The organism is Mesorhizobium sp. NZP2298 (assembly GCF_013170825.1).
Classification (GTDB): Bacteria; Pseudomonadota; Alphaproteobacteria; order Rhizobiales; family Rhizobiaceae; genus Mesorhizobium.
Map to the genome: position 1 here is coordinate 5,428,578 of NZ_CP033365.1, position 13,111 is coordinate 5,441,688.

Annotated in this window: 15 protein-coding genes; 3 read left to right on the plus strand and 12 right to left on the minus strand. The window is 62.2% G+C overall.

Annotated features, from left to right (window positions below; all coding sequences use genetic code 11):
* Positions 1 to 35: 35 nt before the first annotated feature.
* The 12 genes from rnhA to coxB form a co-directional block, all read right to left on the minus strand.
* Positions 36 to 569, minus strand: a complete 534-nt coding sequence (gene rnhA, locus EB231_RS26295) for a ribonuclease HI (protein ID WP_140768876.1) — start codon at positions 567 to 569, stop codon at positions 36 to 38.
* Positions 566 to 1,543 carry a homoserine kinase gene (locus EB231_RS26300; protein WP_172351372.1) on the minus strand — a complete coding sequence of 326 codons (978 nt, stop codon included), beginning with the start codon at positions 1,541 to 1,543 and terminating at the stop codon, positions 566 to 568. The genes rnhA and EB231_RS26300 overlap by 4 nt, the downstream gene beginning before the upstream one ends.
* 5 nt (positions 1,544 to 1,548) lie before the next feature.
* On the minus strand, positions 1,549 to 2,559 hold the full coding sequence (gene ispH, locus EB231_RS26305; RefSeq protein ID WP_172351373.1) for a 4-hydroxy-3-methylbut-2-enyl diphosphate reductase: 1,011 nt from the start codon (positions 2,557 to 2,559) through the stop codon (positions 1,549 to 1,551).
* Positions 2,560 to 2,677: 118 nt separating this feature from the next.
* Positions 2,678 to 3,433 carry an SURF1 family protein gene (locus tag EB231_RS26310; RefSeq protein ID WP_172351374.1) on the minus strand — a complete coding sequence of 252 codons (756 nt, stop codon included), beginning with the start codon at positions 3,431 to 3,433 and terminating at the stop codon, positions 2,678 to 2,680.
* The gene (locus EB231_RS26315) at positions 3,430 to 3,816 is read right to left on the minus strand and encodes a DUF983 domain-containing protein (RefSeq protein ID WP_140768882.1); all 387 of its coding nucleotides are present in this window, start codon (positions 3,814 to 3,816) and stop codon (positions 3,430 to 3,432) included. Before EB231_RS26315 ends, EB231_RS26310 begins: the two co-directional genes overlap by 4 nt.
* 2 nt (positions 3,817 to 3,818) lie before the next feature.
* Positions 3,819 to 4,310 (minus strand): L,D-transpeptidase family protein, encoded by a 492-nt coding sequence (locus EB231_RS26320; protein WP_172351375.1) that lies wholly within the window; start codon positions 4,308 to 4,310, stop codon positions 3,819 to 3,821.
* 90 nt (positions 4,311 to 4,400) lie between these two features.
* Positions 4,401 to 5,279 carry a cytochrome c oxidase subunit 3 gene (locus tag EB231_RS26325; protein WP_172351376.1) on the minus strand — a complete coding sequence of 293 codons (879 nt, stop codon included), beginning with the start codon at positions 5,277 to 5,279 and terminating at the stop codon, positions 4,401 to 4,403.
* 1 nt (position 5,280) lies between these two features.
* Positions 5,281 to 5,913 (minus strand): cytochrome c oxidase assembly protein, encoded by a 633-nt coding sequence (locus tag EB231_RS26330; protein WP_172351377.1) that lies wholly within the window; start codon positions 5,911 to 5,913, stop codon positions 5,281 to 5,283.
* Positions 5,913 to 6,074 carry a hypothetical protein gene (locus tag EB231_RS26335; RefSeq protein WP_172347042.1) on the minus strand — a complete coding sequence of 54 codons (162 nt, stop codon included), beginning with the start codon at positions 6,072 to 6,074 and terminating at the stop codon, positions 5,913 to 5,915. The genes EB231_RS26330 and EB231_RS26335 overlap by 1 nt, the downstream gene beginning before the upstream one ends.
* A 2-nt stretch (positions 6,075 to 6,076) precedes the next feature.
* Entirely contained in the window at positions 6,077 to 7,021 is a 945-nt protein-coding gene (locus EB231_RS26340) for a heme o synthase (RefSeq protein ID WP_172351378.1), read from the minus strand.
* Positions 7,022 to 7,097: 76 nt separating this feature from the next.
* Complete coding sequence (gene ctaD / locus EB231_RS26345) at positions 7,098 to 8,750, minus strand: cytochrome c oxidase subunit I (RefSeq protein WP_140768894.1); 1,653 nt, start codon at positions 8,748 to 8,750, stop codon at positions 7,098 to 7,100.
* Positions 8,751 to 8,788: 38 nt separating this feature from the next.
* Positions 8,789 to 9,805 carry a cytochrome c oxidase subunit II gene (gene coxB / locus EB231_RS26350; protein WP_172351379.1) on the minus strand — a complete coding sequence of 339 codons (1,017 nt, stop codon included), beginning with the start codon at positions 9,803 to 9,805 and terminating at the stop codon, positions 8,789 to 8,791.
* Between the two features lie 259 nt (positions 9,806 to 10,064).
* On the opposite strand from coxB, the gene EB231_RS26355 reads away from it, so the two are divergent.
* The 3 genes from EB231_RS26355 to EB231_RS26365 all read left to right on the plus strand — a co-directional run bounded on the left by EB231_RS26355 (position 10,065) and on the right by EB231_RS26365 (position 12,979).
* Positions 10,065 to 10,625 (plus strand): invasion associated locus B family protein, encoded by a 561-nt coding sequence (locus EB231_RS26355; protein WP_172351380.1) that lies wholly within the window; start codon positions 10,065 to 10,067, stop codon positions 10,623 to 10,625.
* A 167-nt stretch (positions 10,626 to 10,792) separates the two neighbouring features.
* Positions 10,793 to 12,205, plus strand: a complete 1,413-nt coding sequence (gene tldD, locus EB231_RS26360; RefSeq protein ID WP_172351381.1) for a metalloprotease TldD — start codon at positions 10,793 to 10,795, stop codon at positions 12,203 to 12,205.
* 66 nt (positions 12,206 to 12,271) lie between these two features.
* The gene (locus EB231_RS26365; protein ID WP_172351382.1) at positions 12,272 to 12,979 is read left to right on the plus strand and encodes an NAD-dependent deacylase; all 708 of its coding nucleotides are present in this window, start codon (positions 12,272 to 12,274) and stop codon (positions 12,977 to 12,979) included.
* Positions 12,980 to 13,111 lie beyond the last annotated feature (132 nt).

Below are 13,111 nucleotides of genomic sequence, written 5' to 3' on the forward strand. Positions count from 1 at the left end.
AGGTTACTGCCTGAGCACGGACCAGTTGCCGGAAATCAATAGCTCTGTGTCGAACGACGCGCTTTCGTGGCCGGCGGCTGTTTTGCCTGGACATCCGGCCTCGGCGCTGACCCCGCCGGCTTGAAGGAGCCTTTCTTGAACGGCGCCATGCCTTCCCTGGCCAACTCGTCGGCGCGTTCGTTCTCGGTATGGCCGGCATGGCCCTTGACCCAGTTCCATGTCACTTTGTGGCGCCGGTTGGCTTCGTCGAGCGCCTGCCACAGCTCACCATTCTTGACCGGTTTCTTGTCGGCGGTCTTCCAGCCGTTCTTCTTCCAGCCATGGATCCATTTGGAAATGCCGTCCATGACATATTTGCTGTCGGTATGAAGTTCGACCGTGCAAGGCTCCTTCAGCGCATTGAGCGCCGAGATGGCGGCCAGCAACTCCATGCGGTTGTTGGTGGTCTCGGCCTCGCCGCCCGAAAGTTCCTTGGTGGTGCCGTTGAAGCGCAAGATGGCACCCCAGCCGCCAGGGCCGGGATTGCCCGAACAGGCGCCGTCGGTGAAGATTTCAACCTGTTTGCTCATGATACCCCGTATTCGGCCAATCCATATTCCGAAGCAGATTTGATTGCCCGATGGAATCGCATCCGTCTGATGTATTCGGCCGGGTCCCGCTTCATGACCAGGCCACCATCGGGAACGGTGAGCCAGTCGTAGAGCCGGGTCAACATGAAGCGCAGGGCCGAGCCGCGCGCCAGCATCGGAAGTGCTGCCTTTTCCTGATCACTCAGGGGCCGCACGCTCTGATAGCCGGCGAGCAGCGCCTTGCCCTTGGTGAGATTGAAGGAAAAGTCCTTCTCGAAGCACCAGGCGTTGAGGCAGGTGGCGACGTCGTAGGCATAGAGATCGTTGCAGGCGAAATAGAAGTCGATCAGGCCGGAGAGCTTTTCGCCGAGGAAAAACACGTTGTCCGGGAAAAGATCGGCATGGATGATGCCTTCGGGGAGGCCCTTCGGCCAGTTCCGCTCGAAATCGGCGAAGTCGGCATCGACCTCGGCCGCCAGGCCCGGCTCAACCTCGTCGGCCCGGCCACGGGCTGCGGTCCACAGCTTGCGCCAGCCGTCGATGGCCAGCGCGTTGGGACGGGTCATCGAAAAATCGGCTCCAGCCAGGTGCAGGGCGGCCAGCGCCTTGCCGACCTCGGCGCAATGCGTGGCTGTCGGCCGTCGCAGCGAAAGCCCTTCGAGGAAGGTGATGATGACCGCCGGGCGGCCGGCCAGTGTGCCGATGACGCTGCCGTCATGCGCTGTCACCGGCAGCGGGCAGGACACCCCCTTGTTGGCGAGATGGCCCATCAGCCCAAGGAAGAACGGCAGGTCCGCCTTCTCGACGCGCTTCTCATAGAGCGTCAGGATGTAGGAACCCGTGGAGGTGTGCAGCAGGAAGTTCGAATTCTCGGTGCCTTCGGCGATGCCCTTGTAGGACAGGAGATCGCCAACCGGGTAGTGCTTCAGGAAAGCGCCGAGTTCGCCCTCCGCAACATCGGTGTAGACCGCCATGTGCCTTACGCGGCTCCATTGACGAAGGCCATGTCGGCCGGCGTCAGTTCGACATCGCGCAATACCCGCATGACCGGAAAATCCTCCGTTTCGGTGGCCGTGACGGCCAGGTCGATGGTAACATCAAAGCGCTGGCGGAACGCGTCGATGATCTCGTCGACGATGATCTCCGGCGCGGATGCCCCAGCCGACAGGCCAAGGGTCGAAATGTTGCCGATGTTATTCCATGGAATCTCGGCGGCACGCTGCACGAGAAGCGACATCGTGGCGCCGGCACGCTCCGCGACCTCGACAAGGCGGCGCGAATTGGAGGAATTCGGGGCGCCGACGATCAGGTAGAGATCAGCCCCCGGCGCTGTGTCCTTGACCGCTTCCTGGCGATTGGTGGTGGCGTAGCAGATCGATTCCGCCGCGGGCGCCTGAAGGTCGGGAAAACGGTCCTGCAGCGCACGGATGATGCCGGCGGTGTCCTCGACCGACAGCGTGGTCTGGGTGACGAAGCCAAGCGCCTTCGGATCGGTTGGCACAAGCATGGCCGCGTCGGCCTCGGTCTCGATCAACGTGACCGCGCCCTCGGGCAATTGCCCCATCGTGCCGATCACCTCTGGGTGTCCGGCATGGCCGATCAACAGCACATGGCGGCCAAGCCGCTGATGGCGCATGGCCTGCTTGTGGACCTTCGAGACCAGCGGACAGGTGGCGTCCAGATAGAACAGGTTGCGTGCCTGCGCGTCCGCCGGCACCGATTTGGGCACGCCATGCGCCGAGAAGACGACCGGCGACTGCCGATGCTCGGGCGGGATTTCGGAAAGCTCCTCGATGAAGACGGCGCCAAGGCTTTGCAGTCCTTCGACGACGTAGCGGTTGTGCACGATCTCGTGGCGGACATAGACCGGCGCGCCATATTTCTTCAGCGCCAGCACGACGATCTGGATGGCACGGTCGACGCCGGCGCAGAAACCGCGAGGCTGGCAGAGCCGTATCGTCAGAGGAGGCTTGGCGGTTGTCTGAAGCATTGAATCCTAGCCGGTTAGTCAGCGCCGAAATGAGGTGCCTACCCCTGCCCTGTCAAGGGCATCGGTAGAAAGGGGGCGTTAGTAGAAAGGGACACCGGTAGAAAAGCGGCTCGCGCGTTCATTCCTCTTTCGCGGGACGGCGAAGCCGCAGGATGAGCACGGCTGCGAGTGCTGCGGCAAGCCCATACCAGGTGACGGCATATTGCAGGTGGCTGTTCGGCAGGTCGATGATGGTGACGCCTCCGATCGGCAGACCGCCGGGATTCGGCGTCTTGTCCGCATCGATGAAGATCGGCACCAGCGTGAACCCGGCAGGCAGGCCGGCGCTCGCCGCCATGACGTCGCGGTCCTTCCAGTAGAAGATGTTCTTCGCCACGTCATTGTCAGGAAGCATCATCGACGGTTTTGCCGGCAGCGGATTGCGGGCAAGGCCGGTGACCGTGACCTTGCCGGTCACCTGTCCCTTGTTCCGCTTGGCGGCGTCCTTCAGATCATAAGGCACGAAGCCACGATTGATCAGCACGAAGCGGCCATCGTCGAGGGCAAGGGGCGTGTAGACGTTGAAGCCGGCCTCGCCTTCCCAGGTCGCATAGAAATGCCGCTCGCCCGAATGCAGGAACGTCCCGGAGACCGTGACCGGCGTGTAGTCGACATCGCCGGTCGAGGTGAATTCCTTCTCGACCTCGGCCAGCGGCACAGGCGCGGAGTGGGTGCGTCGATCGATGGTCTGCAGAAGGCCTTCTTTCCAGTGCAGGCGCTGGACCTGCCAGGTGCCGAGCGCCAGAAGGATCAAAAGCAGCAGCAGGCCAAGGCCGAGCAGCAACGCCGATCGCGGCCGCGAACGGCCACGATCCTTGACGGAGGCCTCGCTCATTCGCTGTGGTCCAGCCGGCCTTCGGCCGCCTTGTTGGCATATTGCAGGGTGAGCAGCACACCCTTGATCAGCCGCAGCGCCGTCAGGCACAGCACCAGGGCCAGCGGAATCCATATCAGCAGATGCAGCCAGAGCGGCGGGCTCAGCGTCACTTCGACCCAGAGAGCCAAGCCGACGATGATAAAGCCGATGATCAGGATGACGAAGACCGCCGGCCCGTCGCCGGCATCGGCGAAGGAATAGTCGAGGCCGCAATTGATGCAGCGCTTGCCGACGGTGAGGAACCCGGAAAACAGCCGCCCCTCGCCGCAGCGTGGGCAGCGGCCATGCAGGCCAGCCGAAATCGGATCGATCGGAGGCCAGATCGCTTTGTCGTCATTCATGGTTATTTCTCGATCTCGATCGGTGTCCCATCGGTCACCATTGCCCAGATGTCGTCCATGTCGGAATCCGTAACGGCAATGCAGCCATCGGTCCAGTCGACCAATTGAAGCAGCCAGCCCCACCAGCCGAAGCCATTCGGCTGGCCATGGATCATGATCATGCCGCCAGCGTCGACATTGCGTGCGTTCGCGGCCGCCAGATCGTCGGCATTGGGATAGGAGATGTGGATCGACTTGTGCGCGATGCTGTTGGGGTTGCGCCAGTCGAGAATATAGCGGCCTTCGGGCGTGCGCTGATCGCCCTCCTGGCGTTTGTGGCCGAAGGGATCTCCTCCGAGCGCGATACCGTAGCTGCGCAGGACCTTGCCGTCGCCGACCAGTTCGAGCCGCCGTTCCGCCTTGCGGACACGCACCAAATCGACCTTCTCAGCCGCAAGGACCGGGAACGCCAGGAGAATAAATGCACAAATCGCCCAGGAAACTGTCCGCCGCATCGGCAACCGATGGGCGATCATTGCGCCGAAAAGAAGAAGGCGGCCCGTCGCCGTGGCCGCCTTCCAGAATCCAAATGCTGAAGGCCCGGATCAGTGGCCTTCGATCACCGCGCCGACCGATCCCCAGACATAGATCGATGCAAACAGGAACAGCCAGACCACGTCGACGAAGTGCCAGTACCAGGCGGCCGCCTCGAAGCCGAAATGCTGCTTGGGGGTAAAGTCGCCCTTCATCGCCCGGATCAGGCAGACCAGCAGGAAGATGGTGCCGATGATGACATGGAAGCCGTGGAAGCCCGTCGCCATGAAGAAGGTCGCGCCGTAGATGGAATCCCTGAAGGCGAACGGAGCGTGCATGTACTCGTAGGCCTGCACCATGGTGAACAGCATGCCGAGGCCGACGGTCAGCACCAGGCCGTTGATCAGCCCCTTGCGATCGCCATGCAGCAGCGAATGGTGCGCCCAGGTGACCGTGGTGCCCGACAGCAGCAGAATAACGGTGTTGTAGAGCGGCAAATGGAAGGGATCGAGAACTTCCATGCCCTTCGGCGGCCAGACGCCACCGGTAAAGGCGGTGCGGGCATATTGCTGCGCCTCGCTCGGAAACAGGCTGGCGTCGAAATAAGCCCAGAACCAGGCGACGAAGAACATCACCTCCGATGCGATGAACATGATCATGCCGTAGCGCAGATGCAGCGACACGACGCGCGTGTGATGTCCCTCATGCGCTTCCTTGATCGTATCCGACCACCAGGCGAACATGGTGTAGAGCACGATCACGAGACCGATGAAGAACAGCCACGGATTGGCGATGTTGAAGCCGAAGATCGGGAACGATCCACCCTTCAGATATTCCATCAGGGCGACACCGCCAAAGGCGGTGACGAGCGCCCCTACCGACCCCAGGAAAGGCCACGGGCTCGGGTCGACGAGATGATAGTCGTGATGTTTTGCGTGCGCGTCTGCCATATCAACCCCCGAGATTTGCTTCGGTATCTGAAACTGTCTTGCTGTTGCCCTTGGCCGGCTCCGAGGAGGCGACCGGCTTGTTCTTCTCGACCGGGAACATCGTGTAGGACAGCGTGATCGTCTTCACGTCCTTCAGTTCCGGCACATTCACGATATCGGGGTCCACATAGAACAGGACCGGCATGTCCAGCGTTTCGCCAGGCTTCAGCGACGTGTCGGTAAAGCAGAAGCACTCGACCTTGTTGAAGTAAGGACCCGCCAGTTCCGGCTGCACGTTGAAGGTGGCTCGGCCGGTAACGGGGCGATCGAACTTGTTGGTCGCCTGATAGTGCGCCTGCACCGTCTCGCCGATCTTCATGGTCATCGAGCGCTGGACCGGCTGGAACTCCCACGGCACGCCGGCAATATTGGCGTCGAAGCGGACGGTGATCTCGCGGTCAAGCACGCGGCCGGCATACTGCTTCTCGACACGTTGCGTCGTGCCGCCATAGCCGGTCGCCTGGCAGAACATCTTGTAGAGTGGCACGGCGGCATAGGCCATGCCGATCATGCCGGTGAAGAAGGCAAGACAAACAGCCGCGACGATGCGGTTGCTGTTTTTCCCGGCCGTCTTTCTAGGCGTCTCGACGCTCATCACATCTTGCCCGACAAATTGTGGCCGAACTTCACGATCGTCGCGATGTAGAAAATGACGACCAGCACCGCCAGCGCCACGCCTATGGCGATGGATCGGCTGCGCTGGGCCTTCCTCTGGCGATCGGTCAAGGTGACCGTCTCGAGCTTTTCCTCGATCATGATCATGCTCCACCCATGGCAAGCGCGCGTTCGACAACGCTGTCGGCCAGGTAGGCAGCGAAGATGGCGAAGAGATAAAGCAGCGAATAGGCGAACAGCGCCTTGGCCGGTTTCATGGCGCGGTCGTCGTCGGCCATGCCGAGCACTTTCCAGGCGTACCAGACAAAGCCGAGCCCGAGCAGTATGGCGGCCACGCCATAGAAGGGCGTGGTGTAGCCGAGCAGCCATGGCAGCACGCCGACCGGGGCCAGCACCAGCGCATAGGCGAAGATCTGACGGCGGGTCGACGCCTGGCCGGCGACATTGGGCATCATCGGTATGCCGGCGCGCTCATAGTCCTCGGACTTGAACAGCGCGAGAGCCCAGAAATGCGGCGGCGTCCACAGGAAGATGATCAGGAACAGGACGATGCTCTCGAGGCTGACCGAGCCGGTCACCGCGGCCCAGCCTATGACCGGCGGGATCGCGCCGGCCGCGCCGCCGATGACGATGTTCTGCGGCGTCCAGCGCTTCAGCCACATCGTGTAGACGACGGCGTAGAAGAAGATGGTGAAGGCCAGCAGCGTCGCCGACAGCCAGTTGACCAGCACGCCGAGCGTCATCACCGACAGCACCGAGAGCACCAGGCCGAAGCTGAGCGCCTCGTGCGGCTGGATGCGGCCGGACGGCACTGGACGGCTGGCCGTCCTGGTCATGACAGCGTCGATGTCGGCATCGTACCACATGTTGAGCGCACCAGAGGCGCCAGCACCGATGGCGATCGAAAGGATGGCGATCACCGCCAGCAGCGGGTTGATGGTCACGGGTGCGGCGACCAGCCCGACGAAGGCTGTGAACACCACCAGCGACATGACGCGCGGCTTCAGCAGGGCGAAGAAATCGCCCGCCGTCGCTTCCGACATGCGGAAGCCCGCTTCGTCAATGCTGGTTTCGTCGACTAGGGCCATGCGTACTCAAGTCCATCATTCCGTTGGCCAAAACCGCCGGCGGGCCGGCGGTTTCGTGTTCGAGCGGGGAGTCGCCTTACTTGATCTTCGGCAGCTGCTCCCACTGGTGGAACGGCGGCGGCGAAGGCAGCTGCCATTCGAGCGTGGTGGCGCCCTCACCCCATGGGTTGGCACCGGCGATCCGCTTCTTCTGGAAGGCTTCGAACACGCCGTAGAGGAAGATCACCACACCAACGGCCGAGATATAGGAGCCGATCGACGACACATAGTTCCAGCCGGCAAACGCGTCCGGATAGTCGATGGTGCGGCGCGGCATGCCAGCCAGGCCAAGGAAGTGCTGCGGGAAGAAGATCAGGTTCACGCCGACAAAGGTGACCCAGAAGTGGGTGTTGGCGATGACAGGCGAATACATGTAGCCGGTCATCTTCGGGAACCAGTAGTACCAGCCGGCGAAGATCGCGAACACCGCGCCTAGCGACAGCACGTAGTGGAAGTGGGCGATGACGAAATAAGTGTCATGCAGCGAACGGTCGAGACCGGCATTGGCCAGCTGGACGCCGGTGACGCCACCGATGGTGAACAGGAAGATGAAGCCCAGTGCCCACAGCATCGGCGTCTTGAAGGAGATCGACCCACCCCACATCGTTGCGATCCAGGAGAAGATCTTCACGCCCGTCGGCACCGCGATGACCATGGTGGCGAAGACGAAGTAGCGCTGCGTGTCGAGCGACAGGCCGGTCGTATACATGTGGTGCGCCCACACGATGAAGCCGACGGCGCCGATCGCGACCATGGCATAGGCCATGCCGAGATAGCCGAACACGGGCTTCCTCGAGAAGGTCGAGACGATATGGCTGATGATGCCGAAGCCCGGCAGGATCAGGATGTACACTTCCGGATGGCCGAAGAACCAAAACAGATGCTGGAACAGCAGCGGATCGCCGCCATTGTCCGGCGCGAAGAAGGCCGTGCCGAAATTGCGGTCGGTGAGCAGCATGGTGATGCCGCCGGCCAGGACCGGCAGGGACAACAGCAGCAGGAAGGCGGTCACCAGCACCGACCAGGCGAACAGCGGCATCTTGTGCAGCGTCATGCCCGGAGCGCGCATGTTGAAGATGGTGGTGATGAAGTTGATGGCACCGAGGATCGACGAGGCACCGGCGATGTGGATCGACAGGATCGCCAGATCCATGGCCGGCCCGGGCTGACCCGAGGTCGACAGCGGCGGATAGAGCGTCCAGCCACCGCCGACACCGTAGGCGCCAGGCGCGCTCGGCACGAACATCGAGGTGAGCAGCAGGATGAAGGCCGGCGGCAACAGCCAGAAGGAGATGTTGTTCATGCGCGGAAACGCCATGTCCGGAGCACCGATCATGATCGGCACCATCCAGTTGGCGAAACCGCCGATCAGGGCCGGCATGACCATGAAGAAGATCATGATCAGCGCGTGCGCGGTGGCAAAGGCATTGTACATGCTCTTGCCGCCATCGATCGCGGCGTCACCGTTCATACCGTAGACCATCTGCGCCAGACCGCTGAAGATCTGGATGCCAGGCTCCTGCAGTTCCATGCGGATGGCAACCGACAGGGCGCCGCCGATGATGCCGGCCATGATCGCGAAGATCAGGTAGAGCGTACCGATGTCCTTGTGGTTGGTCGAATAAACCCAGCGCACCCAACCGTGATAAGGCTTGTGGTCGTGCCCGTCGTGAGCTGCAGCGTCTGCCATGTTCCGCTCCGTTCCCTAAATCTTGCTAACCCGCGGCATCAATTGCCTGCGGCCGCTACCTTGTTCTGGCCTTCGACCTCGGCCATGAGCGTCTTGTTGGCGCCGGGCAGGTCGGTCTTGGCCGCCGCCAGCCAGGTCTTGAACTGCGCATCCGAGACGACACGAATGGCGATCGGCATGAAGGCATGGTCCTTGCCGCAAAGCTGCGAACACTGGCCATAATAGAGGCCTTCCTTCTCAGCCTTGAACCAGGTCTCGTTGGTACGTCCCGGAATGGCGTCGATCTTGATGCCGAAGGACGGCATGGCGAAGGAGTGGATCACGTCGGTCGCGGTGACAAGCACGCGCGTCATCGTGTTGACCGGCACCACCAGCTCATTGTCGACGGCGAGCAGGCGCGGATAGACCTTGCGATCCTCCTTGCCCGCCTTGGCGCGATCGCCATCCTGGAGAATGGCCGAATTGAAGGAAAGCGTGTTGTCGGTCTGATACTCGTAATCCCAGTTCCACTGGTTGCCGGTCGCCTTGACGGTCAGCTTGGCTTCTTCCGGCGGGGTGTACTGCGCGGTCAGGAGCTGGAACGAGGGAATAGCGAGGCAGAGCAGGACCACGACCGGGCCAACAGTCCAGATCACCTCGATCAGCGTGTTGTGGCTGGTCTTGGAGGGGACCGGATTTGCGCTCGCGCGGAATTTCACGATGCAGTAGGCGAGGAGAAGCAGCACCAGAATGGTGATCGGGACGATGAACCACATCGTGTAGTTTCCGAACCACTCGATCTGCCGCATCATATCGGTCGCCGGCGCCTGGAAGGTCGTCTCCCACGCCACGGGCTGATCGGCATGGGCGGATGTACCGGCAAAAATCGTGGCAGCGGCACAAGCACTCAGAAACTTGGCACTTGCTAGAAACCTGGCGCCAGCTAGGAAATTTCTCATCGCCCTCTTCGTCTCCCAGTTCCTCGCGGCTGCGCCAACGAGAATAACGAACAATGCCGGGACGGGAATCCCGACAGTCTCAAGGTGGTTCAAACCATACTCTTTTTCCCTCCGCAAGAAAGGAGCGGAGGAAACTGTGCGGCATTTTTGCGCGCAAGCTGGCACGGCTCTTCCGTGGCGGCGGCCACGGCGGCGAATCGCGTATGTTCGGCGGGTCGCCCGCCTCATGCCGGCGGAGCGTGCCAAGCGTCGCAATTCAGGCAAAATTGGCATGGAAAAGCGCAGTATTGCCTGTTTCGGGACAGTTCGGACGCGGTCTCGTCCTTTACTTGGCATTGGCGCGGCTTAAAGTGCCGTGATTCGCAATGGAGCCGTCATGAACTCTTGGCTTTCGAGACTGAGGCACACGAGACTAGGGCTTTCGACAGCCCTGGCGAAGGTCGTGTTTCTCGCCGTCCTGTCCACAGCCGGTCTGTTCGTCGCGAGTGAGGCCTATGCGGCCCAGCCGAGCGGCACGGTGCGCTCGACGCATGGCGCCTGGTCGATCATCTGCGACACGCCGGCCGGCGCGACCTCCGAGCAATGCGTCATGATGCAGAATGTCGTTGCCGAGGATCGTCCGGAGATGGGGCTGTCGGTGGTCGTGCTGCGCACCGCCGACAACAAGGCCGAAATCCTGCGCGTGCTGGCGCCGCTAGGCGTGCTGTTGCCCAACGGGCTCGGCCTCAACGTCGACGGCAAGGACATCGGCCGCGCCTATTTCGTGCGCTGCTTCCAGGACGGCTGCTACGCCGAGGTCATTCTGGAAAAGCCGCTCCTCGACACGCTGAAGACCGGCACGTCGGCGACGTTCATCGTCTTCCAGACACCTGAAGAAGGCATAGGCATCCCTGTCGATCTCAAAGGTTTCGCCGAGGGTTTCGCCGCCCTTCCCTGATCCCGCCTTTTCGGGAAACCGGACCCTGACGCGGCTTTCGTGAATCGAAAGCCGGGCTTGCATCAACCGGCCGCCGCCATTCGTCGACGCCGATCTTCATTGCCGATTGTGCGGGCGCGGCTTCGCGCCTACATCGGGGGAAAGCAATCTTCCCACGGGTGCACGCCATGAACAGCCTGATCGGCCAATTCGACATTTCAGACGATCGCATCAAGCAGATCGTTGCCGACACCATAAACGGCGCCGACGACGGCGAACTGTTTCTCGAATACAGCGAGAGCGAAGCGCTGATGTTCGACAATGGCCGGTTGAAGACCGCCAATTTCAACACCGACCAGGGCTTTGGCCTGCGTGCGGTCGCCGGCGAAGCCAGTGGCTACGCTCATTCGAGTGACCTCTCCGAGGCCTCGCTGCTGCGCGCGGCCGCTGCCGTTGCAACCGTCAAGGGCGGCTATTCCGGCACGCTTGCCACGCCGCCCGCCCGCACCAACCGCCATCTCTACGGCGACGAGAACCCGATCCCCTCGCCTTCCTTCGAGGCCAAGGCAAAGCTGTTGCAGGAAATCGACGCCTGGCTGCGCGCCGAGGATCCGCGCGTGCGCCAGGTGACGGCCTCGCTCGCCGCGTCCTGGCAGCATGTCGAGATCGTACGCGCGGACGGTCAGGTGGTGCGCGATATCAGGCCTCTGGTCCGCATCAACGTCTCGGTCGTGGTTGGCGACGGCGACCGCCAGGAAAGCGGCTCCTACGGCATGGGCGGACGCAAGGCCTTTGGCGAATTCCTGATCGAGGACAGCTGGAAGCATGCCGCCAAGGAAGCGCTCCGTCAGGCGCTGGTCAATCTCGAGGCCATTCCCGCCCCGGCCGGCACATTCGACATCGTGCTGTCCAGCGGCTGGCCGGGCGTCATGCTGCACGAAGCCGTCGGGCACGGGCTGGAAGGCGACTTCAACCGCAAGAAGACTTCGGCCTTCGCCGGCCTTTTGGGCCAGCAGGTCGCCGCCAAGGGCGTCACCGTGGTTGACGACGGCACAATCCCGGAGCGGCGTGGCTCGCTCACGGTCGACGACGAAGGTACGCCGTCGGCCCGCAACGTGCTGATCGAGGACGGCAAGCTGGTCGGCTACATGCAGGACCGGCAGAATGCCCGGCTGATGGGCATGAAGGCCACCGGCAACGGAAGGCGCGAGGGCTACGCGCACCAGCCGATGCCGCGCATGACCAACACCTACATGACTTCTGGCGACATGGAGCCGGACGAGATCATCGCCTCGGTCAAGAACGGCATCTATGCCGTCTCCTTCGGCGGTGGCCAGGTCGACATCACTTCGGGCAAATTCGTGTTCGGCTGCACCGAGGCCTACATGATCGAGAACGGCAAGGTAACGCAGCCGATCAAGGGGGCGATGCTGATCGGTAACGGCCCTGATGCCATGCATCGCGTCTCGATGGTCGGCAATGACATGAAGCTCGACAATGGCATCGGCATGTGCGGCAAGGCCGGACAGGGCGTGCCGGTCGGCGTCGGCCAGCCGCATCTCAGAATGAACCAGATGACGGTCGGCGGCACAAGGGTTTGAGGCCTTGGAGCCGTTTCGGTAACATCATCCGCCAAAGTGGTGTTTCCGAATGCAGGCGGCCCGGCTATGCCCAGATCAAGGATCGTCATCCTGACAGGTGCCGGCATTTCGGCGGAATCGGGCGTCGCGACCTTTCGCGACCCCGATGGTGTCTGGGCGAAATTCAACCTCGAAGACGTTGCGACGCCGGAAGGTTTTGCCCGCGATCCCGCCAAGGTGCAGGACTTCTACAACATGCGCCGGCGACAAATGGACAGCGTCGAGCCAAACCTGGCCCATGCGGCACTGGCCAGGCTGGAGCGCGAAATCCGAGGCGACATCCTTCTCGTCACCCAGAACATCGATGATCTGCATGAGCGCGCGGGCTCGCGAAACCTGATCCATATGCATGGAGAGCTCGGCCGCGTGCTTTGCCAGGACTGCGGCGGAAGCAGCCCCTGGGCCGGCGACATCGCCGTTCACTCCGGATGCCCAGCCTGCGGTGCGAAGGGACGGTTGCGGCCCGACGTGGTCTGGTTCGGCGAGATGCCGTACCGAATGGAAGAGATCGGCGAAGCGTTGACGCGTTGCGACCTGTTCGTGGCGATCGGAACGAGCGGCAACGTCTATCCGGCGGCGGGTTTCGTCGAGGAGGCGCGCGCCGCCGGCGCCTTGACGATCGAACTCAACCTGAAATGCGCCGGCTGGGGCTCCCGCTTCGACGACCAGATGGAAGGACCGGCGACGCAAGTGGTGCCTGCCTTCGTCGAACGTATTCTCTCCGCGACCAGCTGATGCTGACGTTTTCTGGCCTGAATCCTGGTCGGCACCTTGAAGTGAACACAATCCAAGTTAGGAAATTATTAAGTGTTTAACTGCCTGGGCTGCATTTGCGCACGAACGCAGCACCAGCTTCCTCGTTGCGGT

Bases quoted from the DNA above. Each gene is read 5' to 3' on its own strand.
- rnhA (WP_140768876.1), bottom strand. From the start codon at position 569: ATGAGCAAACAGGTTGAAATCTTCACCGACGGCGCCTGTTCGGGCAAT.
- EB231_RS26300 (WP_172351372.1), bottom strand. From the start codon at position 1,543: ATGGCGGTCTACACCGATGTTGCGGAGGGCGAACTCGGCGCTTTCCTG.
- ispH (WP_172351373.1), bottom strand. From the start codon at position 2,559: ATGCTTCAGACAACCGCCAAGCCTCCTCTGACGATACGGCTCTGCCAG.
- EB231_RS26310 (WP_172351374.1), bottom strand. From the start codon at position 3,433: ATGAGCGAGGCCTCCGTCAAGGATCGTGGCCGTTCGCGGCCGCGATCG.
- EB231_RS26315 (WP_140768882.1), bottom strand. From the start codon at position 3,816: ATGAATGACGACAAAGCGATCTGGCCTCCGATCGATCCGATTTCGGCT.
- EB231_RS26320 (WP_172351375.1), bottom strand. From the start codon at position 4,310: ATGCGGCGGACAGTTTCCTGGGCGATTTGTGCATTTATTCTCCTGGCG.
- EB231_RS26325 (WP_172351376.1), bottom strand. From the start codon at position 5,279: ATGGCAGACGCGCACGCAAAACATCACGACTATCATCTCGTCGACCCG.
- EB231_RS26330 (WP_172351377.1), bottom strand. From the start codon at position 5,913: ATGAGCGTCGAGACGCCTAGAAAGACGGCCGGGAAAAACAGCAACCGC.
- EB231_RS26335 (WP_172347042.1), bottom strand. From the start codon at position 6,074: ATGATCGAGGAAAAGCTCGAGACGGTCACCTTGACCGATCGCCAGAGG.
- EB231_RS26340 (WP_172351378.1), bottom strand. From the start codon at position 7,021: ATGGCCCTAGTCGACGAAACCAGCATTGACGAAGCGGGCTTCCGCATG.
- ctaD (WP_140768894.1), bottom strand. From the start codon at position 8,750: ATGGCAGACGCTGCAGCTCACGACGGGCACGACCACAAGCCTTATCAC.
- EB231_RS26355 (WP_172351380.1), top strand. From the start codon at position 10,065: ATGAACTCTTGGCTTTCGAGACTGAGGCACACGAGACTAGGGCTTTCG.
- tldD (WP_172351381.1), top strand. From the start codon at position 10,793: ATGAACAGCCTGATCGGCCAATTCGACATTTCAGACGATCGCATCAAG.
- EB231_RS26365 (WP_172351382.1), top strand. From the start codon at position 12,272: ATGCCCAGATCAAGGATCGTCATCCTGACAGGTGCCGGCATTTCGGCG.